Source organism: Oceaniglobus roseus, assembly GCF_002869745.1.
Classification (GTDB): domain Bacteria; phylum Pseudomonadota; class Alphaproteobacteria; order Rhodobacterales; family Rhodobacteraceae; genus Oceaniglobus; species Oceaniglobus roseus.
The window spans coordinates 67,030-87,911 of sequence record NZ_PNOS01000003.1; the positions used below are offsets into that span (position 1 = coordinate 67,030).

Genomic DNA, 20,882 nt, shown 5'->3' on the forward strand with positions numbered 1-20,882 from the left:
CTCCTCCCGCAAGGTTGCGGGCGACTTTAGACCAGCCCGCGGCCGCTGCAAAGGGCCTGCGAGATCAGCCGCTTGGCCTTCGATGTCGCAACCCGGCCCGGGTGCGGGGCCCGCAAACGGCAACAGGCGCCCGGGGATCCGGACGCCTGCTGCGGAACACGGTGTCGGGGGACGCTTACGACGGGCAGGTGTCGTAATAGCGCTGGCCGTTCGGGTACTGGTAGATGCACTGGCCCGGACGGTTCTGGGCGCGGCCAAGGTAGTTGCCGGCCGCCGCGCCAAGCGCGCCGCCGATCAGCGCACCCTTGGTGCGGTCTTCGTCGCTCGACACCGCGGCGCCGATGGCGGCACCCGCGGCAGCGCCGCCGACGGTGGACTGGGTCTGGGTGTTGCAGGCCGCCAGGGTGAAGGCGAGCGGGAGGGCAAGGATCAGTTTCTTCATGGTAACTCCAGGGATTCGGTACGCGGTTCGAAAGACCTGATCCACCGCGCCCCGGTCTCGCCAGGGCGCGGAGGATCGGGTCGATGGGTCAGGACGGGCAGGTGTCGTAGTAGCGCTGGCCGTTCGGGTACTGGTAGATGCACTGGCCCGGGCGGTTCTGCGCCCGGCCGAGATAGGCCCCGGCTGCCGCGCCGAGGGTGCCGCCGATCAGGGCGCCTTCCACCCGGTCGCCGTCACCGGCAACGGCGGCGCCGATCGCGGCACCGGCGGCCGCACCGCCAACCGTCTGATCCGTCTGGGTGGCCTGACAGCCGGCGAGGGCCGCGACCATCGGAACGATATAGAGAAAGGACTTCATGCTTGCCTCCGGGTAAGAATTGTCTGCAAACGCCGCAAATGGCTGGATGTTCCCCGCAATCTTCAGGGCGCGCGCGGGGTCGGCGATCCTCTGCCGAAACGGCCACTCGGCTTCGGGTTGAGCGGCGTGCCGGTCATTCGCCGAAAGACCTTGCGAGACGGCTGCCGTCACGTCACCCTGTCGGGGCGGGCCCGCCCCTTGGTCCGCCTTGCCCGAGGGAGACACCGCCATGACGACCGGCCAGGAATTGATGTCCGCCTTGCTGAAGAAGAAGACGCTGCTCGACAGCGCGGCCTGCAACCTTGTGCCGCCGCGGATCGGTCTCGCCGTCTACGGCCACGAGGCGGACAACAAGGGCGGGGTCGAGATCAGGGCCGGGACCGGCATGGAACTCGCCATCCGCCGGGCCCTCGGCTTTCCCGGCGCCAATTCCGAGACGGCGGTCTGGCACGTGATGGTCTCGAACGACGAGACGGCGGCCGACCGGCGGGCGGTGCACCACATCGCCATCCTGCCGCTCTACCGCCACGCCGCGCCCCATGGCCAGGCCTATGCGGTGCTGATGGCCTACGAGAACATGTACACGCTCAATGAATACTGCAAGGGCGAGGGGACCGTGGCGCCGCGGACGGGCGGCAAGGGCTACAGGCCCGAGTGGTCCTTCGACGAGGTGGCGCAGATGTTCCGCGACCTGCTGGCCGGCGGAAACGCCTGGCGCGACTATTTCGGCAGCGTCCCGGCGAGGGCGGCGACGAAGATCACCTGCTGGCAGCGTCCGCCGATCGGGCTGGACAAGGCGATGGCGAACGTCGCCCGGTACTGAGCGCCGGAATCGGAACGCCCCGGCGCGGGCCGGGGCGTTCGGTGTCACAGCTGTGCCGGAGGGTCGGCCGAAGGCTCAGCCGCCCTTCTGGTCGTAGGCGGTGCCCCAGCCCCAGGCGCCCGAGCCGAAGCCGCGGGCAACCACACGCTCGCGGTAGATGCCCGAGACCACGTTGCCGTCCCCGGCGAGCAGCGCCTTGGTGGAACACATCTCGGCGCAGATCGGCAGCTTGCCCTCGGCGATCCGGTTGCGGCCGTACTTCTGGAACTCGACGGTCGAGTTGTTCTCTTCCGGGCCGCCGGCGCAGAAGGTGCACTTGTCCATCTTGCCGCGGCTGCCGAAGTTGCCCGCCTGCGGGTACTGCGGCGCGCCGAAGGGGCAGGCGTAGAAGCAGTAGCCGCAGCCGATGCACAGGTCCTTCGAGTGCAGGACCACGCCGTCCTCGTTCTGGTAGAAGCAGTCGACCGGGCAGACCGCCATGCAGGGCGCGTCCGAGCAGTGCATGCAGGCGACCGAGATCGACCGTTCGCCCGGTTGCCCGTCGTTCAGCGTGACGACCCGGCGACGGTTGATGCCCCAGGGCACCTCATGCTCGTTCTTGCACGCGGTGACGCAGGCGTTGCACTCGATGCAGCGTTCGGCGTCGCAGAGAAACTTCGCTCTTGCCATTTCTTATTCCTCCTCAAGCCGCGCTGATCTTGCAGAGAGTGGCCTTCGTCTCCTGCATCTGCGTCACGCTGTCATAGCCATAGGTCTGAGCGGTGTTGGTCGATTCCCCCAGCACGATCGGATCCGCGCCCTCCGGGTACTTGTCCCTGAGGTCGACACCTTCGAGAACGCCGCCGAAGTGGAAGGGCATGAAGGCGACGCCGGGCGCCACGCGCTCGGTCACCAGGGCCTTGACGTGGACCTTGCCGCCTTCCGGACCCTCGACCCAGACCATCGCCCCGTCACGCACGCCAAGGTCGTTGGCGTCGCGCGGGTTGACCTCGACGAACATGTCCTGCTGCAGCTCGGCCAGCCAGGGGTTCGACCGGGTCTCGTCGCCGCCGCCCTCGTATTCGACCAGCCGGCCCGAGGTCAGGATGATCGGGTAGTCGTTCGAGAAGTCGTTCTTCTGGATCGACTCGTACATGGTGGGCACCCGCCAGAAGGTCTTGTCCTCGTAGGTCGGGTAGTCGGCCACCAGGTCGCGCCGGTTGGTGTAGAGAGGTTCGCGGTGGATCGGCACGGGGTCGGGGAAGGTCCAGACCACGGCGCGGGCCTTGGCGTTGCCGTAGGGCGCGCAGCCGTGCTTGATCGCGACCCGCTGGATGCCGCCCGAAAGGTCGGTCTTCCAGTTCACGCCGCCGACCTTCTCGTTGTAGTCCGACGGGATGTCGCCGGTCTGCGAGGTCTCGCCCACTTCCTCGGCATCGGGGCGGGTGTCGCGGAAGCCCGCCACCCACTCGATCATGCCGCGCTCGTACGGCGTCAGGTCCTTGTCCCAGCCGAGGTCCACCAGCATCTGCATCGTGAACTCGGGATAGCCGTCCTGGATTTCCGAGCCGACCGGGTAGGAGCCTTCGGCCAGCAGGTTCTCGCCGTTGCGCTCGACCCCGTAGCGGGCGCGGAAGCCCATGCCGCCCTGCGCCACCGGAAGCGAGGTGTCATAGAGGTTGGCCGAGCCGGGGTGGTTCATCTCGGCCGTGCCCCAGCAGGGCCAGGGCATGCCGTAGAAGTCGCCGTCGGCCGGGCCGCCCGTGGCGCGCAGGCTCGTGCGGTCGAAGGTGTGCTGGTTCGCCATGTGCATCTTCAGCCGCTCCGGCGACTGGCCGGTATAGCCGACGGTCCACATGCCGCGGTTGAACTCGCGGGTCAGGTCCTCGATGTTCGGCTCGTCCTCGCCGTCCATGGCGATGTTCTTGAAGATGCGGTCGGCGAAGCCGAACTTCTTCGCGAACTTCGCAAGGATGACGTGATCGGGCAGGCTTTCGAACAGCGGCGCCACGACCTGGTCGCGCCACTGGAGCGACCGGTTGGAGGCGGTCACCGATCCCCGCGTCTCGAACTGGGTCGAGGCGGGCAGGAGATAGGTGTTGTCCTGCCGGTCCTGCAGCACCGCTGAAACGGTGGGGTAGGGGTCGACCACCACCATCAGGTCCAGCTTCTCCATCGCCGTCTTCATCTCTTTCTGACGGGTGTTGGAGTTCGGCGCGTGGCCCCAGAGGACCATGGCCTTCACGTTGTCGGGCTGGGTGATGTTCGCCTTGTCCTCGAGAACGCCGTCGATCCAGCGCGAGACGGGGATGCCCGTCTCTTCCATCATCATGCGGTCCTTGCCCTCGGCCCCGGCGCCCGGCATCACCGCGAAGCGGGCCTTGAGCCAGTCCAGGTCCTCTTCCCAGACCCGCGCCCAGTGAGCCCAGGATCCCGGCGTCAGGCCGTAGTAGCCCGGCAGCGTGTCGGCGAGCACGCCGAGGTCGGTCGCACCCTGCACGTTGTCGTGGCCGCGGAAGATGTTGGTGCCGCCGCCCGCGGTGCCCATGTTGCCGAGGGCAAGCTGCAGGATGCAGTAGGCGCGGGTGTTGTTGTTGCCGTTGGTGTGCTGGGTGCCGCCCATGCACCAGATCACGGTGCCGGGACGGTTGTTGGCCAGCGTCATCGCCACCCGCTTCAGCTGCGACTCGGGCGCGCCGGTCACACGCTCGACCTCGTCCGGGGTCCACTTCGCGACTTCCTCGCGGATCTGGTCCATCCCCCAGACGCGGGTGCGGATGAACTCCTTGTCCTCCCAGCCGTTCTCGAAGATGTGCCAGAGGATGCCCCAGACCAGCGCCACGTCCGATCCGGGCCGGAAGCGGACGTACTCGTCCGCATGGGCGGCGGTGCGGGTGAAGCGCGGGTCGCAGACGATCAGCGGCGCGTTGTTCTCTTCCTTGGCCTTCAGGACGTGCAGCAGCGAGACGGGGTGCGCCTCGGCCGGGTTGCCGCCGATGATGAAGATGGCCTTGGAGTTGTGGATGTCGTTGTAGCTGTTGGTCATGGCGCCGTAGCCCCATGTGTTCGCCACGCCCGCCACGGTGGTCGAGTGGCAGATCCGCGCCTGGTGGTCGACGTTGTTGGTGCCCCAGTAGGCGGCGAACTTCCTGAACAGGTAGGCCTGTTCGTTGTTGTGCTTGGCCGAGCCCAGCCAGTAGACCGAGTCGGGACCGGCGCTGTCACGGATGGCGAGCATCTTGTCGCCGATCTCGTCGATGGCCTGCTCCCAGCTGATCTTCTGCCATTCGCCCGCGACCTTCTTCATCGGGTACTTCAGGCGGCGCTCGCCGTGGGCATGCTCGCGCACCGCGGCGCCCTTGGCGCAGTGGGCCCCCAGGTTGAAGGGGCTGTCGAAGGCCGGTTCCTGGCCGATCCAGACGCCGTTCTGAACCTCGGCCAGCACGGTGCAGCCGACCGAGCAGTGGGTGCAGACCGACTTGATCGTCTCGACCTTGCCCGCGACCGCTTCCTGCGCGGTGGCCTGGACGACCGAGCCGCCGGTGGCCGAGATCGCGGCGAGCCCGCCGATGGCCAGGCCCGAGCCCCGCAGGAACGTCCGCCGGTCGAGCGTGGCGTTCGCCACCTCGCCCAGAAGGCCGGTGCGTTGCGCACGCCTCGCCACCCCGTTTGTCTTTTTCCTCAGCATGGCATCTCTCCCCTGTCTGCGCCGGGCCGTCCCGATTGGACCCTTGCAGTCTTGCTTTTGGGCCGGCGGGTCATACGCCGCTTCGGCCGGTTTCGATCCTCAGAACCGCGCGCTGTCGAAGTAGGCGCGGGTGTGTTCGGTGTCCTGCATCGTCTGGGAGCCGGGATCCACCGGCGCCGCCTCGGCGTTCGCCGCGCCGCCCGAGGCCGCGGCGGCCAGGGCTGCGGGGGCGGCGGTGCCGGCCAGCTTAAGGAAGTCGCGGCGGCTCTGGGCGCCGTCCTTGCCGTTCTTCATCTCTCTCTCCCTCTTCGGTTTCGGGCCCGTCCCGGCCCGGTCTTTCTGTGCGGCCCCCGGGCCGCGGTCTTCAAGGCGGCCGCTCAGGCCGCGGTCAGCCGGAATGCCTCGCGCTCGATCTCCATGAACGCCCGCCCGGCGGTGCCGAGCGAGGCGTAGAGGACCGAGGTCTTCGCGCCCTCGAGATCGCTGAAGAAATGCGCGGCCCAGGGGGCGACGTGGGTCGCGAAGAATGTCTTCTGCCGGTCGAGGCCGGCGGGCGGGCCGAAGCGGCCGACGATCATGCCGCCCATCATCTCCATCAGCGAGGCGATGTTGTCCTCGGGCTCGAACACGTTCTTCGCCCTGACGATCCCGAGCGCGGCCATGTCGCCGCGCAGCCGGGCCAGCGGCTTCTCGTTCAGGAAGCCGGTCAGGTAGTAGCTGGCATAGGGCAGCAGCTCGCCCCGGCCGAGGCCGATGAACAGCGCGTTGAACTCGCTGCGGGCCTTCGCGGGCTTCGTCACCTTCGCGACCCTCGCCAGCGAGGTGATCGCGCGGCCGAGGTCGCTGTCGTCGCCCGAAAGCGCGGCCGTCTGGTCGAGCAGCATCTGGTCCGGCGGCGCCGAGAGCATCAGCCCGAGATAATTGTAGAGATCCGCGCGAAGGCGGTCCTCGGGCGCGACGTCATGGTGCAGTGCGGCGGTCATGTATCCTCGGACCCGAACGTGAAGCGCATCCGGCGCGGCGCCGGAGCGGGGATTTCATAATCGCCGCCATCCGTTTGAAATGCAACAGTTTCTCCACTGCATTCCTTCCCGTCGGCTTGCACGATTTCCGCATCTTCCGGGAAATCCTGCACAGGGTCCGCAGCGTCCGGTTCCGGCGTGACCGCGTCCGCCTCCGCCGCGGCGGCGCGGCGCTCGACCTCCTGAAGGTGGCCCAGCATCCCCTTGCCGACCTGGTAGGCGGTCCGGATCGGCCCGTTGCCGGTGGAGCCGGTCAGGTAGTCGCCGTCGTAGTCGTTCAGCCCGTCGAGACAGGCGAGCACGGGATTCGACCGCCAGAGCCGCCGGAGCGCGCGGTTGCGGATGTGCAGCGGCACCGCCTTGCCGAGGAAGCGGCTGAAGTCGTCGCCCATCTTCAGCGTGTCGGGATCGGGCAGGTCGAGGGCGGCGAGGATCTCCTCGTCGCTGCGCGTTTCGGGTTCCGCGGGGCCGGGGGGCGCGGCCTTCTCGGCCCTTTCCGCCTGCCGCGCCTCGGCAAGGGCCTTCTCCTCGGCCTCGACCGCGGCGCGGCGGCGGTCCCAGAAGGACAGCGGGCGGCTCATGAGGCGGCCTTGCCGCGGGCCGGGGCGCGGTAGACGTCGGTCGTCTGGGAAATCCGCGGATCGCCCACGCCGTCCTCGGTCCGGTCGGTGCGCAGCCGGTCGCGGCGGCGCTTGACGAAGGCCTCCTCGCGGTGGTGCTTCTCGACGAAGGCGGAAATCCAGGCGTGCATCGGGCCGGGCATCGCCACCTTCTCCACCAGCTCCTCGCCGGAATCGGAATAGTCCTGCGCGACATAGGGCGAGGCGGTGACGAGATGCGCCTCGAGCGGACAGGGGCCCGAGCCCTCCTGCCGCAGGATGACGTAGATCGACGGTTCGCGCGCCGCCAGCTCGTGCGCATAGGCCTCGGTATCCGAGACGTAGAGGGTCAGCGGCAGGGTCGCGGCGTGGAACAGCGTCGTCTCGCCCTCCTGACGCAGCACCTTCCAGTCGGCGGGTCCGGCCCCCGGCAGGACGTCGGTCGCCCGCCACGCCCACTTCGCCCAGCGGGTGACGCCGGGCGTGCGCTTGACGACGATCCCGACCGGCACGGTTTCGGCATCCGGATAGACGAACAAGGCGGCTCCTCCCAGGCTACGGCGCGCATATTGCAGGAAAAATCCAGCCCGACCAAGCGCATATTGCCGCGGATGCCGCGCAACACTTCGTGCGCGCGCCGCGGCGTGGCGGGTTGTATCGGCCTAATCCCATGAGCGTCCACCGGATTCCGCCGCCCTGTATCCGGGGCGCCCCGGTCCGCCCCGAGCCTGCCAAGATCGGTCCCGACCGGTTTCCGGTTTACCCCGGACGCGATTCCCGGCTACCTGCGGGCCGGGCCCGCCCCGCTTGGACGCGGCCCGCTGCACCTCGGGAGGGCGCGCCATGACCAAGACACTGATGATCTGCTCCTGCCTCGGCACCCAGAAGGTCGACCAGCAGGCGCTGAACGGACAGGCGGGCGTCACGTGCTCGCCGCTCTACGCCGCGCTCTGCACGGCGCAGGTCGGGGCGGCGGCGAAGGCGATGGCCGAGGGCGAGGTGATGATCGCCTGCCGGCAGGAGGCGCCGCGCTTCCGCGAACTGGCCGCCGAACTGGGCGTGGACGAGCCCGCCTTGGTCGACCTGCGCGACCGCGCTGGCTGGTCGGACGAGGCCGCGGCGGCGGGTCCGAAACAGGCGGCGCTGGCGGCCGAGGCGCAGTTGCGGGTGCCGCTGGCGCGGACCATGGATGTGGTCTCGGAAGGCACCTGCCTGGTGCTCGGCGCCGGTGCCGTGGCCGAGCAGGCGGCGCGCGACCTGGCCGACCACCTGGCCGTGACGCTGCTGCTGTCCGAACCGGGCGATCTGCCCGTCTCTCCCGGCTTCGACACCGCCGTCGGGCGGCTGTCCCGGGCGCAGGGCGCGCTCGGCGGTTTCGAGGTCAGGATCGACGCCTTCCGCCCGGTGATCCCCGGCGGGCGCGGCGCGCCGACGCTGGAGGATCCGAGGGACGGGGCCAAGTCGCGCTGCGACATCATCCTCGACCTCTCGGGCAACCCGCCGCTGTTCCCCGCCCACGAGAAGCGCGAGGGCTACCTGCGCGCCGATCCCGGCAGCCAGGGCGCGGTGGCGAAGGCGGTGCTGGAGGCCTCGCACCTTGTCGGCACCTTCGAGAAGCCGCTCCATGTCCGCCTCGAACCCTCGCTCTGCGCCCATTCGCGCGCGGGCCAGCCCGCCTGCAGCAACTGCCTCGACATCTGCCCGACCGGCGCGATCTCGCCCGCCGGCGACCATGTGAGCGTCGATCCGATGATCTGCGCGGGCTGCGGCGCCTGTTCGGCGCTCTGCCCCTCGGGGGCCATCGCGCTGGACGCGCCGCCGGTGGAGACGGTGTTCCGCCGCCTTTCGACCCTCGCCTCGACCTACCTCGCCGCGGGCGGCGCCGCGCCGCGGCTGCTGGTCCACGACGCACCCTTCGGGGCCGAGATGATCGGCCTTGCCGCCCGCCACGGCCGCGGCCTGCCCGCCGACGTGATCCCGCTGGAGGTGACGGCACTTGCGGGCTTCGGCCATGCCGAGATGCTGGCGGCGCTCGCCTGCGGTTTCGTCTCGGTCGACATCCTGCTGGCCCCCCGGACCGAGCGCGACACGCCCGAGCGCGAGGCGCTGCTGGCCGGGGCGGTGGCGGGGCAGGGCCGCGTCGCGCTGCTGGACCTCGCCGATCCCGATGCGCTGTCCGACCGCCTTTATGGGGCGGAGGTTCCCGCCCCGCTGACCGAGCCGGTGCTGCCCATGGGCTCGCGCCGCCAGATCGCGCGGCTTGCCGCCAAGGCGATCCACGGCGAGGCGGTGCTGCCGCTGCCCGAGCACGCGCCCTATGGCGCGGTGCTGGTCGACACCGACGCCTGCACGCTGTGCCTCTCCTGCGTCTCGCTCTGCCCTTCCGGCGCGCTCGGCGACAACCCGGACCTGCCGCAACTGCGGTTCCAGGAGGATGCCTGCCTGCAATGCGGCCTCTGCGCCAACATCTGCCCGGAGGACGCGATCACGCTGAAGCCGCAGCTGAACCTGGCGCCGGACGCCTTCAGCCAGGTGATCCTGAACGAGGAGGAGCCCTTCGCCTGCATCGAATGCGGCAGCCTCTTCGGGGTGAAATCGACCATCGAGCGGATCACCGAGAAGCTGGCGGGCAAGCATTCGATGTTCGCCAACCCCAACGCCGCGCGGATGATCCAGATGTGCGACGACTGCCGGGTGAAGGCGCAGTACCACAGCCAGGACAACCCCTTCGCCATGGGCGAGCGGCCGCGCGTGCGTACCGCCGACAGCGACGGGCCCAGCAAGCGGCGCGACCACTGAGGGGCTACTGCGCCTCGATCGGCGCGCCGAGGTCGGCGGGGGCGAGGGTGGCCGCATAGGCCGCGATCGCCTCCACATCGTCGAGCGTCATCTCCAGTGGCACGATGCCCGGCGGCCGCTGGTCGTGGAAGGGCGGGGTGACATCGACGATCTGGGTGAAGCTCGGGTGCGGGTTCAGGACGTAGAAGGTGGCGAAGCGGTTCTCCCACTCCGGCAGGGCGCGCAGTACCGCGAAGGAGGGCGTGGCGCTGATGCCGTTCATCCGGTTCTTCTCGCTCACCACGTGGCAGCGGCCGCACTGCGCCTCGGCCAGCTTCGCGCCCGCCACCGGATCGCCGTCGAACGTGACCGCCTCGGCCTGTTCCGGCTCGGCGACCGGTGGCGAGAAGGGCGTCTCGCCGTCCTTCTCGAAGGAGGCCACGGTGTTCTGCCCGATCTCCGAGAGCAGCCAGTCGCGGAACTGCTCCGCCTCCGCCGCCTCGCCGATCTCCAGCCGCCAGGTCTGGCCGAGCCCGGTGAAGACCGGCACGCCCTCGCCGCCCAGCACCGCCTCGGGTGCCGCGTCGGTCTGCTCCACGCGCACTCCGTGCTTCAGCGCGAAGCGGGGCAGCAGGTATTGCAGGAATCCGCTGTCGGCCAGCGCTTGCGGAGCGGAGAGGGCCAGCCTATTGTCCGCCGCCAAAGCCAGCGACGGGCTGAGCAGAAGCATGACGGGCAGCAGCGGTTTCAACACGGGATCGGCCCTCCGGGGCACGGGATCGCTGAGGCTTTCGAGCCTGCGACACGGCACCGCGCCCGTCAAGCGCACAGCAGAAGGGAGAGACGGATGAGCGACGATTTCAACATGTCGATGCGGAAGTTCCTGAAGCAGGTCGGCGTGACCTCGCAGCAGGCCATCGAGGAGGCGATGCGCCAGAAGGGCGACACCGCGGGCAAGAATTACTCGGCCAAGGTGGTGCTGACGGTCGACGGGCTCGACCTCGAGCACACCGTCACCGGCACGATCCAGGGCCAGTCCTGAATGGCCCTGTCGCGCGAGGACGTCCTTGGCGTCCTGAAGACCATCGCGGATCCGGTCTCCGGGTCCGACCTCGTGGGCGCAGGCGTGGTGAAGGCGCTTACCGTCGACGGCGGCACCGTGCGCTTCGTGCTGGAGATCAGCCCGAAGCACGCCGAAGCATACGGGCCGGTCAAGACCGAGGCCGAGACGAGGATCGGCGCGCTTCACGGGGTCGACAAGGTGTCGGTGGTGATGACCGCCCATGCCATCCCCGCCGCGCCCCCCGACCTGAAGCCGCAGCGGCGGGCCGAACCGCAGGGGCCGCAGAAGGTGCCGGGCGTCGACCGCATCCTCGCCATCGCGTCGGGCAAGGGCGGCGTCGGCAAGTCCACAGTGGCCGCGAACCTTGCCTGCGCTCTCGCGGCGGAGGGGCGGCGCGTCGGGCTTCTCGATGCCGATGTGTATGGTCCCAGCCAGCCGCGGATGCTGGGCGTCTCGGGCCGCCCGGCCAGCCCCGACGGCAAGACCATCCTGCCGCTCAGGAACCACGGCGTCACCATGATGTCCATCGGCCTGATGACCAACGAGGGGCAGGCGGTGGTCTGGCGCGGGCCGATGCTGATGGGCGCGCTCCAGCAGATGCTGACGCAGGTGCAGTGGGGCGCGCTCGACGTGCTGATCGTGGACCTGCCGCCGGGCACCGGCGACGTGCAGATGACGCTGGCACAGAAGGCCGAGGTGACGGGGGCGATCGTCGTCTCGACGCCGCAGGACGTGGCGCTGCTGGATGCGCGCAAGGGGATCGACATGTTCAACCAGCTGAAGACGCCGATCCTCGGCATGATCGAGAACATGAGCACCCACATCTGTTCCAACTGCGGCCACGAGGAGCACGTCTTCGGCCATGGCGGCGTCGCGGCGGAGGCGGCGAAGCTCGGCGTGCCGCTGCTGGCGGAGATCCCGCTGCACCTCGACATCCGCGTGGCGGCCGACGGCGGCGCGCCCATCGTGGTGGCCAAGCCGAACAGCCCGCAGGCGGCTGCGTTCCGCTCCGTCGCGAAGGCGCTGGTCGCCAAGGGCCAGGCATGAGCGCACCCGTCTTCCCGCCGCTCTTCTCCGGCGTGGACGCGGGGGCGGGGGATCCGCTGGCGCTCGCCTGCCGGGCCGCCGCCGAAGGCTGCGAGGCGGGGCTGATCGCCCATGCCCTCGCGCCCGACCGGCTGCGTGCGGCGCTGGTGCTGGCCCCCGAGGTGCCGCTTGGCAAGGCGATGGTCGCACTGCCGGTCTGCGGGATCGGGATCCAGAACGCGCTCGGCGTGCTGGCGCCGCCCGAGGTGGCGGTGCACCTCGGCTGGGAGGGGGCGGTGCGGCTGAACGGCGGCATCTGCGGCGCGCTGCGCGTGATCGCCCCGCACCGCGATCCGCTGGCCGAGGTGGACTGGCTGGCCATCGGCCTCACGCTCGACCTCTGGCCCGAGAGCGACGAGGGCGGCGAGACGCCCGAGCGCACCGCGCTCGCCGCCGAGGGATGCGGCGACATCGACCCCGTGACTCTGCTGGAAGCCTGGGCGCGCCACAGCCTCGTCTGGCTGAACACCTGGGAGGCGGAGGGCAACGCGCCGCTGCACCGGGAATGGACCGGGTTCGCCCATGGGCTGGGCGGGGACATCGCCGTGCTGGGGCGGACCGGCCGCTTCACCGGGGTAGACGAGGACTTCGGCCTGCTGCTGAAACAGGGTGAGACCACCCGCCTTCTGCCCCTGACCGACCTTCTGGAGGACGCCCCGTGAACCTTGCCCGCGCGATCCATTTCGACGAGTCCGACACCCGCGTGTTCCACAACCCCGCGCGCACCGGGGAATGGTGCATCTCGGGCGGGTTCGAGTTCTCCAACTGGACCGAGGCCGACCTGACCGGCAAGGCGCGGCAGGCGTTCTCGAACGGCTGGCTGGGCTGCGAGACCTTCGGGCGGGTCAGCTTCGTCGCCGTCACCCGGGTGGAGGCGGCCGAGCACGAGGCGCTCGCCGACATGCTGGCACGGCACTTCGTCGACGTCTACGGCGCGCCCTCGGTCGAGGTGGCGCGGGGCGTGGCGCTGGAGGAGCTGGCCCACATGGCCGAGCTGTGCGACGGCCACGCGCCGAACACCCTCCTGACCGTGGCGCGCGAGCTGACCGAGAGCGGCGTGCACGAGAGTTTCCGCGTGATCGAGGCCGAGGCGGCTGGGCTGGAGCAGTTCGCCATCCACGGATCGCTGGACGAGGACGGCCACGGGCACTGAGCCCTTTCCCCGGCGCGGCGCGGCCGTTCGGGTATTTCAGGCAGGAAGGTGACAGGGCGCGGCGCTTCGGTGCCGCGTCGGCGTCTCAGATCTCCCCGCGCAGTTCGGCGAGCTTATCGGGAAAGGCGCGGTCGCTGAGGACGGCGTCCCGCACGAGGTCGTCGAAGTGGCGCGAGAAGACGCCGACGCGATCCTTGTCGCGATAGGCGAGGTAGTGCTGGCCAAGGTAGAGCACCGCGAGCAGCGGGCCGAAGACGGTGATCGGGGCCGAGAAGACGCGCCGGATGTCGAAGTGGAACACCCGCAGCCGCGGATAGAGCTGTTCGTGCAGCCTGGCGAAATGGTCGAGCTGGGCGATCCGGAGGTCCCGCGGCAGACCGTGATAGTAGCCTTCGGCGCGGGCGAAGCTTTCGAGCTCCTGCACCGGCATCGCGATCTCGTAATCCGAGGACGAGCGGCGCATCCAGGCCAGCCGGTCGCGGCTCGATCCGATGGCCTGCTCCGTCGTGCGCCCGAGATGCGGCTCCGCCTCCCAGGCCATGACCTCCTCGGTCTTCAGTATGTCGGGCAGGTTTGCGGGAACGTGGCGGATCTTGTAGCCCGCGGCCTCCTGGTGCCAGGCGAAGATGTGCTCGTCCACCGAGGCGCGGGGCGCCTCGGTCAGGGACATCGAGGCGGCAAGGAGGTCGGCGGCGGGTTCGGGATGTTCGGCCAGCGACAGCAGCCAGTCGGCCGAGACGCCGAGGGCCGCGGCGCACTCGGCAACCAGCTGCGCGCCGGGCAGGCGGGAGTCGGTGGCCGTCAGCAGTTGCGAGATGGTCGAGCGGTCTACGCCGGTCTGGCGGGCCAGCGCGGTCTGGCTGAGCTTGCGCTGCGCCATCGCCGCGGCAAGGCGTGTGCGGAACTGTGCGGCGCGCAACCGCTTGTCGGTCATTCCCAGCATGGTGTGACTCTTATCACATTTGTTGGATTTTGCTAATAACCTTCCGTCTTCTCACGCCATGTCATGTGACATAGCGTCGGCGCCATCGTTTCCCCTTGTTTCGCGCCCGTCGGAGGTCTCCTTGCGCATCGAATGGCCCACCCTGCTGCTTGCCGTCTTCTGCTACGTCCTGTGGTTCGCCACCGCCTTCTGGCCCGGCCACCTGCCGCCGCTCCTCGCCGTCCCGCTGCTCGCGCTCGCCATGGTGCTCCATGCCTCGCTGAGCCACGAGACGATCCACGGCCATCCCTTCGCGCAGCCCCGATGGAACGGTGCGCTGATGTCGCTGCCGATCGGGCTGCTGGTGCCCTATGGCCGGTTCCGCGACACGCACCTCGCCCATCACCGCGACGCCGACCTGACCGACCCCTATGACGACCCCGAGAGCAATTACCTCGATCCCGCCGTCTGGGCCGGGCTGCCCGTCTGGACGAAGCGGCTGCTTCTGGTCAACAACACGCTCGCGGGGCGGATCCTGCTTGGGCCGGTGATCGGGCAGGCGGCCTTCATGGCGGGCGATCTTCGCGCGATCCGGGCGGGAGAGCGGGGCATCCTGCGCGAGTGGCTCTGGCACGGGCTGGGCGTTGCGGGCATCCTTCTGGCGGTCGCGCTGTGGGGGACGGTGCCGCTCTGGGCCTATCTCGCCGCGGCCTATCTTGCGGCGGGGGTGCTGAAGATCCGCACCTTCCTCGAACACCAGGCCCACGACCGCGCCCGCGGCCGCACCGCCATCGTCGAGGACCGCGGGCCGCTGGCCTTCCTGTTCCTGAACAACAACCTGCACGTCGTCCACCACATGCACCCCCGGGTGCCGTGGTATCGGCTGCCCGAACTCTACCGCGCGCAGCAGGCGCGGTTCCGCGCGGTGAACGACAACTACGTCTACCGCTCCTACGGCGAGGTATTCGCGCGCCACCTGCTGCGGCGCAAGGATCCCGTGGCCCATCCGCTGCGCGCGGCCCGGGCCATGGACCAGGGCGCGGCGCGGGCCACCGGCCAGGGCGAGGCGCTGCGGCCCTAGCGGCGGCGTCGGCGGCGTGGCAGAAGGCGGGGATGGACGCCTGGATTCCCATCACCGTCGCCGCCGCCTTCGCCCAGACCCTGCGGTTCATGGCGCAGAAGCAGCTGAAGGCCATGGCGCTGTCCACGGCCGGGGCCACCTTCGCGCGGTTCCTGTTCTCGGCCCCGCTGGTCGCGGTCCTGATCCTGTCCTACGCCACGGCGACGGACCAGCCGCTGCCGGGCACGAACGGGCGGTTCTGGCTGTTCGCGCTGGTGGGCGGGGCGGCGCAGATCCTCGCGACGATGTGCGTGGTGGCGATCTTCTCGACCCGCAACTTCGCCGTCGGCATCACCTTCAAGAAGACCGAGGTGGTGCAGACCGCGCTGGTCTCGACCGTGGTGCTGGGCGAGGGCGTGTCGTTCAGGGGCGCGCTGGCCATCGGCATCGGCTTCCTCGGCGTGCTTCTGCTGTCCGATCCGCCGGGGGGGACGGGGCCCTGGCGGCGGCGGCTCTGGAACCGGGCGGCGGGGCTGGGGCTGCTCTCGGGCATCTGCTTCGCCTTCTCGGCGGTCGGCTATCGCGGCGCCTCGCTGGCGCTCGACAGCGGCGACGTGATCCTGCGCGCGGGCTTCACCCTCACGCTCGTCACCGCGACGCAGACGCTGGCCATGGCGGCGGCGCTGGCCTGGCGCGAGAAGGGGCAGATCACGCGGGTGGTGCGGGCCTGGCGGGTGGCGGGGCTGGTCGGGCTGACCTCGATGGTCGGCTCGTTCTGCTGGTTCACCGCCTTCACGCTGGAGAACGCGGCCTATGTCAACGCGCTCGGGCAGGTCGAGCTGCTGTTCTCGCTCTCCGCCTCGGTGCTGGTGTTCCGCGAAAGGATCAGCCTGCGCGAGGGGCTGGGCATGGGGCTCCTGACGCTGTCGATCCTGGTGCTGATCCTCGCCCTATAGCGCGGCGCCGCCGAGACGGAGGAACAGGCTCTCCTCGTCGTCGTTGCGGAAGAACGGCACCGAGGCGGGGGCGTCGAGGGCGGGCAGGCGCGCCGCGACCTCGGCCAGCACCACCTCGGTGATGAAGGGCAGGTCGAAGTTCCGCGCCTCGGCCAGCGGGATCCACTGGAGATGCGACAGCTCGTCCGTCGCCTTGCTGAAATCGTCCGGATCGCCCGCGATCCGCGCGGCATCGGCCAGCAGGAAGCGCGCGTCGAACCGCCGCGGACGGCCCGGCGGCGTCAGCGCGCGGAAGACGAAGCGCAGACCGGCGGGCGAGGGCAGGTGGCCGGTGGCGGCGAAGCTTTCCCAGGGGGCGGGCGGCGTGCCGGGCCAGCGGTGCGGACGGCCGAGGATCAGCCCCGTCTCCTCCCAGAGCTCGCGGATGGCGGTGGCGACCAGCGTCAGCGGCTCGAGCCGGCCCGACGCCTCGGCCAGCCGCGCCTTGCAGAGGCCGTGCATCGCGCGGGCCATCGGGATGCCCGCGTCCGAGGGATCGACCGCGCCGCCCGGGAAGACGAACTTGTTCGGCATGAAGGCGGCACTCGCGCCGCGCTGGCCCATCAGCACCTTCGGCGCCGTCTCGGGATCGCGCACCAGAATGACGGTCGCGGCATTGCGAACGGCCGACTTGTCCATGGCTGCGATCCCCTTGCCCTTCGGGTGTCAGAACCCGTGCATGTGGCGCGCCCATTGCAGCCCCACGATCAGGCCCTTGAGCCTTGGCAGAAGATAGAGCGAAAGCGCGACGCAGCCCACCGAAAAGAGGGTGGCGAGGATCATCGGCTCGGGGCGGAACGTCTCGAACACGATCAGCAGCAGCGGCGCCATGATGTGTCCGACCAGGAGGATCGTCAGGTAGGCCGGGCCGTCGTCGGCGCGGGCATGGCTCAGGTCCTCGGAACAGACCGGGCAGCGGTCGCGCAGCGTCAGGTATCCCTTCAGGATCGGCCCCACGCCGCAGTGCGGACAGCGCCGCCGCCAGCCGCGCAGGATCGCCGGACGCAGGGGGCGTTCTTCCGCGGGGGCGGCGGACTCGGCAAGCGGGCTGTGGGTGTCGTCATACATCGGGGGGGGCTTTCGGTTTGCAGCAGCGCTGGAGAAGTATGCATTCCACCATAGAAGCGAAACCCCCCGCCTGTCGTTGCGTCCGGTTGTCGCGAAGTCCCGCCGACGGCGGCGCGGATTTTTCGCGCGGCACGGCGACGGAAGCCGGGCCGGCGCCCGTTGGAAGGGCATCGGACGGGCGAACGGCGCCGGTCCAGACCTGAACCGACCAAGGAGAACGACATGACCCAGAGGACACCCTTCCTGAGCCTCGCCGCCGCGCTGGCCCTCGGCACCGCCGCCTTCGTTTCGCCCGCCGCGGCGCAGGAAAGCGACGCGATGCGCGGGCCCATGCAGCCCCCCGCCTTCTCCGAACTGGACAGCGACGGCAACGGTCAGATCACCGCTTCCGACCTCGAGGCCTATGCCGCCGCCCGCTTCGCCGAGGCCGACACCGACGGCAACGGCAGCCTCTCGGCCGAAGAGCTGACCGCCCGCGCCATGGCCCGGGCGCAGGAGCGCGCCGAGCGGATGACGACGCGGATGCTGAACACCCGCGACATCGACGGCGACGGCGCCCTCAGCCGCGAGGAGATGGAAGCGGGCCGGGGCGGACGCGATCACGGCCGCATGGGGATGCGGATGCTGCAACGCGCCGACCGCGACGGCGACGGCGCGGTGTCGGAAGAGGAATACACCGCCGCGACCGAGCGCATGGCCGAGATGATGGAGCGCCACCACGGCAAGGGCCGTCATGGCATGGACCACGATCGCGGCAAGGGCATGGACCACCATCGCGGCGGGAAGGATGGCGGGCGGGATGGCGAACGCCACCCGATGCGCCACGACTGAGGCGCGCGGCAGCCGCAGGTCCGGACGCGCATGGCGTGTCCGGGCCGGGCCCTCTTGTGGGGCACCGACCGGAAGGGTAGCCCTCGAATCGTCATGGGACAGTGCAGTTCAGACCTGGACGGGGCGCCGGACCACGCGCTGCTCGCGGCCTATGCCGCGGGCGACCTTGCGGCTGCACGGGTTCTGACGGCACGGCTCGCGCCCAGGGTGCTCGGCTTTGCGGCGCGGATGCTGAAGGGCGACCGGGCCGAGGCCGAGGACGTGACGCAGGAGGCGATGCTGAGGCTCTGGAAGATCGCGCCGGACTGGCAGCAGGACCAGGCGAAGGTTTCCACATGGCTGTTCCGCGTCGCCTCGAACCTCTGCCTCGACCGGCTGCGCCGCGCGGGGCGGAACGTGGATCTGGACGACGCCGGAGAGCCCGCGGACGGCACGCCCGGCGTGGTCGAGCGGATGGTCGCGGCGGACCGGGCGGCGGCACTCGAGGCGGCGCTCGCCACCCTGTCCGAGCGGCAGCGGCAGGCGGTGGTCCTGCGCCACATCGAGGGGCTGGCGAACCCCGAAATCGCCGAAGTGATGGACATCAGCGTCGAGGCGGTCGAGAGTCTGACCGCCCGGGGCAAGAGGGCGCTGGCGGCGGCACTGTCCCCGCGGCGCGAGGAGCTTGGATATGGCTGAACCGGACAAGACCCGCATCGACGACGACACGCTCGAGGATTTCTTCGCCGCGGCCCGCGCCGCCCCCGTCGCGGTGTCCGATGATCTGGTCGCGCGGATCCTGCAGGACGCGGCGGCGGCGCAACCCTGGGCACCCGCCCCGGCCAGGGCGGCGCCGGGACCGCTCGCCCGGCTTGTCGGGGCGCTCGGCGGCTGGCCCTCGCTCGCCGGTCTTGCCGCGGCGGCCCTGGCCGGGGTCTGGATCGGCACCGCGCAGCCGGTGATGATCGAGGACCTGGGGATCGGCCTGTCCGCCCGGTCGGACACGGCGGCGGCCGAAGGCTACGACCTGGCCGACCTGATGCCCGGCTACGACATCCTCGCGGGGGGCAGCTGACATGGCCTTGTCCGACACCCTCAGGCGCTGGACCGCCTCGCGCTGGCTTCTCGTGATCTCGCTGGCGCTGAACCTCGCCGTGCTGGGAGCGGTCGTCGGCGCTGCCGTCTCCCACGGGCCCGGGCGGCACGGCCACGACCACGGGCGCGGCGACCGGCTCCGCGAGGCGGGCAACGTGCCCTATTTCATGGCGCTGACGAAGGAACAGCGGCAGGCGATCCGCGACGATCTCGGACTGAAGCGCGAGGATTTCCGCCGCAACCGCGAGGCCCTGCGGCAACGGTTCGAGGCGGCTCTCGCCACGCTGCGCATGGAACCCTTCGATGCCGCCCGCTTCAGCGGGCTGCTGGCCGAGCAGCGCGACACCCTGTTCCAGCGCCAGCAGCTGGGCGAGGCGCTGCTGGCCGACCGGATCGCCCGGATGAGCGCCGCCGAGCGCGCCGCCTATGCCGACCGGCTGGACAGGTCGCTGGAGAGGGGACCGCGCGGCAACGACTGAGGCGCGCCGCTCTCGTGGGCCGTGGGGGCGACGCAGACGCGGTTGCGCCCCGTCGTCTTCGCCCGGTAGAGCGCGCGATCCGCCTGGTCCAGCAGCAGGCCGCCCGTGCCGCGGCCATGGCCGCCGATGGCGATGCCGATGCTGACCGTGACCGGAACCGGCCGGCCGTCCGGGGCCGGAAGGCTCAGCTCGGCGATCCTGCGGCGCACGCGCTCGGCGGCCTGGCGGGCCGCGGGCAGGGAGGCTTCGGGCAGGGCGGCGACGAACTCCTCGCCGCCGTAGCGCGCCACCAGATCGACGCCGCGCAGGTTGTCGCGGATGGTCCGGGCCACCGCCCCCAGCACGCTGTCGCCCGTGGCATGGCCGAAGGTGTCGTTGATCCGCTTGAAGTTGTCGATGTCCAGCATCAGGACGGCAAAGCCCTTGCCCTGGGTGTCCGCCTGGCGCGCGAGCAGGCCGAGGTGGTGATCGGCATAGCGGCGGTTGAACAGGCCGGTCAGCGGGTCGGTCGCGGCAAGCCGCAATCCCTCCTCGACGGAGGCGCGCGGCGGGTCGCCCCGCCACTTGCGCTCGACCTGCCGGTTGATGCGCAGCGCCAGCTCGACCGGGTCGAAGGTGTCGTCCAGCACCCCGTTCGCGCCGAGGTCGAGCGCGGTCGCCTGGTCCTCGGCCGAATCGGGGGGATGGATCGTCAGGACCGCGGCGTGGCGCGTGGCCGAATGGCTGCGCAGCTGCGACAGCAGGCGAAGCCCGGCGCCGCCCGGCGCAGGGCCCGCGGCGATGCAGTAGAGGTCGGGCGCGGGGGCGTTCCCGTCGACCGCGAGGGCGGCCGGGCGCGACAGGACCGTCAGGCGATGGCCGGTCAACCCGCGCAGCGACGTCTTCCAGCCGAGCGCCTGCTCGGGCGTGGTCCCGACGAGCGCCACCCGGCCTTCCCGGAGCACCGGCATCGGCGCTTCCGCGAAGCCGAGCTGGCTTGCCGTCAGATCCCGGCGGCGCATCTCCTCGTCCGTCTCGAAGGAGCGCAGGAGGCTCCTGACCCGGGCGAGCAGCGCAAGGTCGTCGAAGGGCAGGGTCAGCACCTCGTCCGCGCCGGCCTCGAGCCCCGCGACCCGCCGCGCCCCTTCGTCGGCCGCGACCAGAAGCAGGACAGGCACGCCAGAGCCGGCCGGGTCGGCCTTGATCCGGCGGCACAGCGGCACCAGGGCCGCGACCGGCAGATGCGGCGGCAGGATGACGAGATCCACCTCCTGCGTACGCGCCATGCGCGGCAGATCGGCCATGTCCGCGCATTGCACGACATGGTATCCAGCGGCCGAAAGCTTGACCTTCAGCACGATCCGGTTCGTGGCAACGTCGTCAGCGATCAGGATTCGTCCGGGCATGGCCGCTTCCACTTTGATTAAAGTTTTTCCGCCTTGTTCATCTTTCGCTGGCAAGTGTTAATAAAGGCTTAGTGTCC

The 20,882-nt window shown here is 70.3% G+C and carries 25 protein-coding genes; 12 read left to right on the top strand and 13 right to left on the bottom strand.

Features of this window, described 5'->3' with window-relative positions; genetic code table 11:
- Window positions 1-175 precede the first annotated feature (175 nt).
- A complete protein-coding gene (locus tag A7B20_RS02815; RefSeq protein WP_102107034.1) occupies window positions 176-442 on the bottom strand; it encodes a glycine zipper 2TM domain-containing protein in 267 nt (88 codons plus the stop codon).
- A gap of 88 nt (window positions 443-530) precedes the next feature.
- Window positions 531-800: a glycine zipper 2TM domain-containing protein gene (locus tag A7B20_RS02820; RefSeq protein ID WP_102107035.1), complete on the bottom strand. Its 270-nt coding sequence runs from the start codon at window positions 798-800 to the stop codon at window positions 531-533.
- A 229-nt stretch (window positions 801-1,029) separates the two neighbouring features.
- Between A7B20_RS02820 and A7B20_RS02825 the strand changes: the two genes are divergently transcribed.
- Window positions 1,030-1,623, top strand: a complete 594-nt coding sequence (locus tag A7B20_RS02825) for a hypothetical protein (RefSeq protein WP_102107036.1) — start codon at window positions 1,030-1,032, stop codon at window positions 1,621-1,623.
- A gap of 75 nt (window positions 1,624-1,698) precedes the next feature.
- Here A7B20_RS02825 and fdh3B read toward each other — a convergent pair whose 3' ends face one another.
- From fdh3B to A7B20_RS02855, 6 genes are all read right to left on the bottom strand, one after another.
- Window positions 1,699-2,292 carry a formate dehydrogenase FDH3 subunit beta gene (fdh3B, locus tag A7B20_RS02830; protein ID WP_102107037.1) on the bottom strand — a complete coding sequence of 198 codons (594 nt, stop codon included), beginning with the start codon at window positions 2,290-2,292 and terminating at the stop codon, window positions 1,699-1,701.
- A gap of 13 nt (window positions 2,293-2,305) precedes the next feature.
- A complete protein-coding gene (locus tag A7B20_RS02835) occupies window positions 2,306-5,290 on the bottom strand; it encodes a formate dehydrogenase subunit alpha (protein WP_102107038.1) in 2,985 nt (994 codons plus the stop codon).
- A gap of 99 nt (window positions 5,291-5,389) precedes the next feature.
- Window positions 5,390-5,584, bottom strand: coding sequence for a twin-arginine translocation signal domain-containing protein (locus A7B20_RS02840; RefSeq protein ID WP_102107039.1), 195 nt, complete (start codon window positions 5,582-5,584; stop codon window positions 5,390-5,392).
- An 83-nt stretch (window positions 5,585-5,667) separates the two neighbouring features.
- Complete coding sequence (locus A7B20_RS02845; RefSeq protein WP_102107040.1) at window positions 5,668-6,273, bottom strand: TorD/DmsD family molecular chaperone; 606 nt, start codon at window positions 6,271-6,273, stop codon at window positions 5,668-5,670.
- The gene (locus A7B20_RS02850; RefSeq protein WP_102107041.1) at window positions 6,270-6,893 is read right to left on the bottom strand and encodes a DUF3306 domain-containing protein; all 624 of its coding nucleotides are present in this window, start codon (window positions 6,891-6,893) and stop codon (window positions 6,270-6,272) included. The genes A7B20_RS02845 and A7B20_RS02850 overlap by 4 nt, the downstream gene beginning before the upstream one ends.
- The gene (locus A7B20_RS02855; protein WP_245866493.1) at window positions 6,890-7,450 is read right to left on the bottom strand and encodes a DUF3305 domain-containing protein; all 561 of its coding nucleotides are present in this window, start codon (window positions 7,448-7,450) and stop codon (window positions 6,890-6,892) included. Before A7B20_RS02855 ends, A7B20_RS02850 begins: the two co-directional genes overlap by 4 nt.
- 304 nt (window positions 7,451-7,754) lie before the next feature.
- Between A7B20_RS02855 and A7B20_RS02860 the strand changes: the two genes are divergently transcribed.
- Window positions 7,755-9,710, top strand: coding sequence for a 4Fe-4S binding protein (locus A7B20_RS02860; protein WP_102107042.1), 1,956 nt, complete (start codon window positions 7,755-7,757; stop codon window positions 9,708-9,710).
- A 4-nt stretch (window positions 9,711-9,714) separates the two neighbouring features.
- Here the strand turns inward: A7B20_RS02860 and A7B20_RS02865 are convergent, their stop codons facing one another.
- A complete protein-coding gene (locus A7B20_RS02865) occupies window positions 9,715-10,443 on the bottom strand; it encodes a hypothetical protein (protein ID WP_245866495.1) in 729 nt (242 codons plus the stop codon).
- A 93-nt stretch (window positions 10,444-10,536) separates the two neighbouring features.
- Between A7B20_RS02865 and A7B20_RS02870 the strand changes: the two genes are divergently transcribed.
- From A7B20_RS02870 to A7B20_RS02885, 4 genes are read left to right on the top strand one after another with little or no spacing between them, the layout of a single operon-like run.
- A complete protein-coding gene (locus A7B20_RS02870) occupies window positions 10,537-10,731 on the top strand; it encodes a DUF6494 family protein (protein ID WP_102107043.1) in 195 nt (64 codons plus the stop codon).
- The gene (locus A7B20_RS02875; protein WP_102107044.1) at window positions 10,732-11,799 is read left to right on the top strand and encodes an Mrp/NBP35 family ATP-binding protein; all 1,068 of its coding nucleotides are present in this window, start codon (window positions 10,732-10,734) and stop codon (window positions 11,797-11,799) included.
- A complete protein-coding gene (locus A7B20_RS02880) occupies window positions 11,796-12,500 on the top strand; it encodes a biotin/lipoate--protein ligase family protein (protein ID WP_102107045.1) in 705 nt (234 codons plus the stop codon). Before A7B20_RS02875 ends, A7B20_RS02880 begins: the two co-directional genes overlap by 4 nt.
- Window positions 12,497-12,991: a DUF6505 family protein gene (locus A7B20_RS02885; RefSeq protein ID WP_102107046.1), complete on the top strand. Its 495-nt coding sequence runs from the start codon at window positions 12,497-12,499 to the stop codon at window positions 12,989-12,991. Before A7B20_RS02880 ends, A7B20_RS02885 begins: the two co-directional genes overlap by 4 nt.
- 85 nt (window positions 12,992-13,076) lie before the next feature.
- On the opposite strand, the gene A7B20_RS02890 is transcribed toward A7B20_RS02885, so the two are convergent.
- A complete protein-coding gene (locus tag A7B20_RS02890) occupies window positions 13,077-13,934 on the bottom strand; it encodes a helix-turn-helix domain-containing protein (RefSeq protein WP_102107047.1) in 858 nt (285 codons plus the stop codon).
- A gap of 121 nt (window positions 13,935-14,055) precedes the next feature.
- On the opposite strand from A7B20_RS02890, the gene A7B20_RS02895 reads away from it, so the two are divergent.
- Complete coding sequence (locus A7B20_RS02895; RefSeq protein ID WP_245866497.1) at window positions 14,056-14,994, top strand: fatty acid desaturase; 939 nt, start codon at window positions 14,056-14,058, stop codon at window positions 14,992-14,994.
- A gap of 32 nt (window positions 14,995-15,026) precedes the next feature.
- Window positions 15,027-15,929, top strand: a complete 903-nt coding sequence (locus tag A7B20_RS02900) for a DMT family transporter (RefSeq protein WP_102107049.1) — start codon at window positions 15,027-15,029, stop codon at window positions 15,927-15,929.
- Here the strand turns inward: A7B20_RS02900 and A7B20_RS02905 are convergent.
- Together A7B20_RS02905 and A7B20_RS02910 are read right to left on the bottom strand one after the other, a co-directional pair.
- Window positions 15,924-16,607: an NUDIX hydrolase gene (locus A7B20_RS02905; RefSeq protein ID WP_102107050.1), complete on the bottom strand. Its 684-nt coding sequence runs from the start codon at window positions 16,605-16,607 to the stop codon at window positions 15,924-15,926. The two genes, A7B20_RS02900 and A7B20_RS02905, sit on opposite strands and share 6 nt — an antisense overlap.
- A gap of 27 nt (window positions 16,608-16,634) precedes the next feature.
- The gene (locus tag A7B20_RS02910; RefSeq protein ID WP_102107051.1) at window positions 16,635-17,036 is read right to left on the bottom strand and encodes a DUF983 domain-containing protein; all 402 of its coding nucleotides are present in this window, start codon (window positions 17,034-17,036) and stop codon (window positions 16,635-16,637) included.
- A 222-nt stretch (window positions 17,037-17,258) separates the two neighbouring features.
- Between A7B20_RS02910 and A7B20_RS02915 the strand changes: the two genes are divergently transcribed.
- The 4 genes from A7B20_RS02915 (at window position 17,259) to A7B20_RS02930 (ending at window position 19,420) form a co-directional block, all read left to right on the top strand.
- Window positions 17,259-17,867, top strand: coding sequence for an EF-hand domain-containing protein (locus A7B20_RS02915; protein ID WP_102107052.1), 609 nt, complete (start codon window positions 17,259-17,261; stop codon window positions 17,865-17,867).
- Between the two features lie 93 nt (window positions 17,868-17,960).
- Window positions 17,961-18,545 (top strand): RNA polymerase sigma factor, encoded by a 585-nt coding sequence (locus A7B20_RS02920; protein ID WP_102107053.1) that lies wholly within the window; start codon window positions 17,961-17,963, stop codon window positions 18,543-18,545.
- The gene (locus A7B20_RS02925) at window positions 18,538-18,921 is read left to right on the top strand and encodes a dihydroorotate dehydrogenase (RefSeq protein ID WP_102107054.1); all 384 of its coding nucleotides are present in this window, start codon (window positions 18,538-18,540) and stop codon (window positions 18,919-18,921) included. Before A7B20_RS02920 ends, A7B20_RS02925 begins: the two co-directional genes overlap by 8 nt.
- 1 nt (window position 18,922) lies before the next feature.
- Window positions 18,923-19,420, top strand: a complete 498-nt coding sequence (locus A7B20_RS02930; RefSeq protein WP_102107055.1) for a periplasmic heavy metal sensor — start codon at window positions 18,923-18,925, stop codon at window positions 19,418-19,420.
- Here the strand turns inward: A7B20_RS02930 and A7B20_RS02935 are convergent.
- A complete protein-coding gene (locus tag A7B20_RS02935) occupies window positions 19,366-20,805 on the bottom strand; it encodes a diguanylate cyclase (protein ID WP_102107056.1) in 1,440 nt (479 codons plus the stop codon). The two genes, A7B20_RS02930 and A7B20_RS02935, sit on opposite strands and share 55 nt — an antisense overlap.
- Window positions 20,806-20,882: the final 77 nt, after the last annotated feature.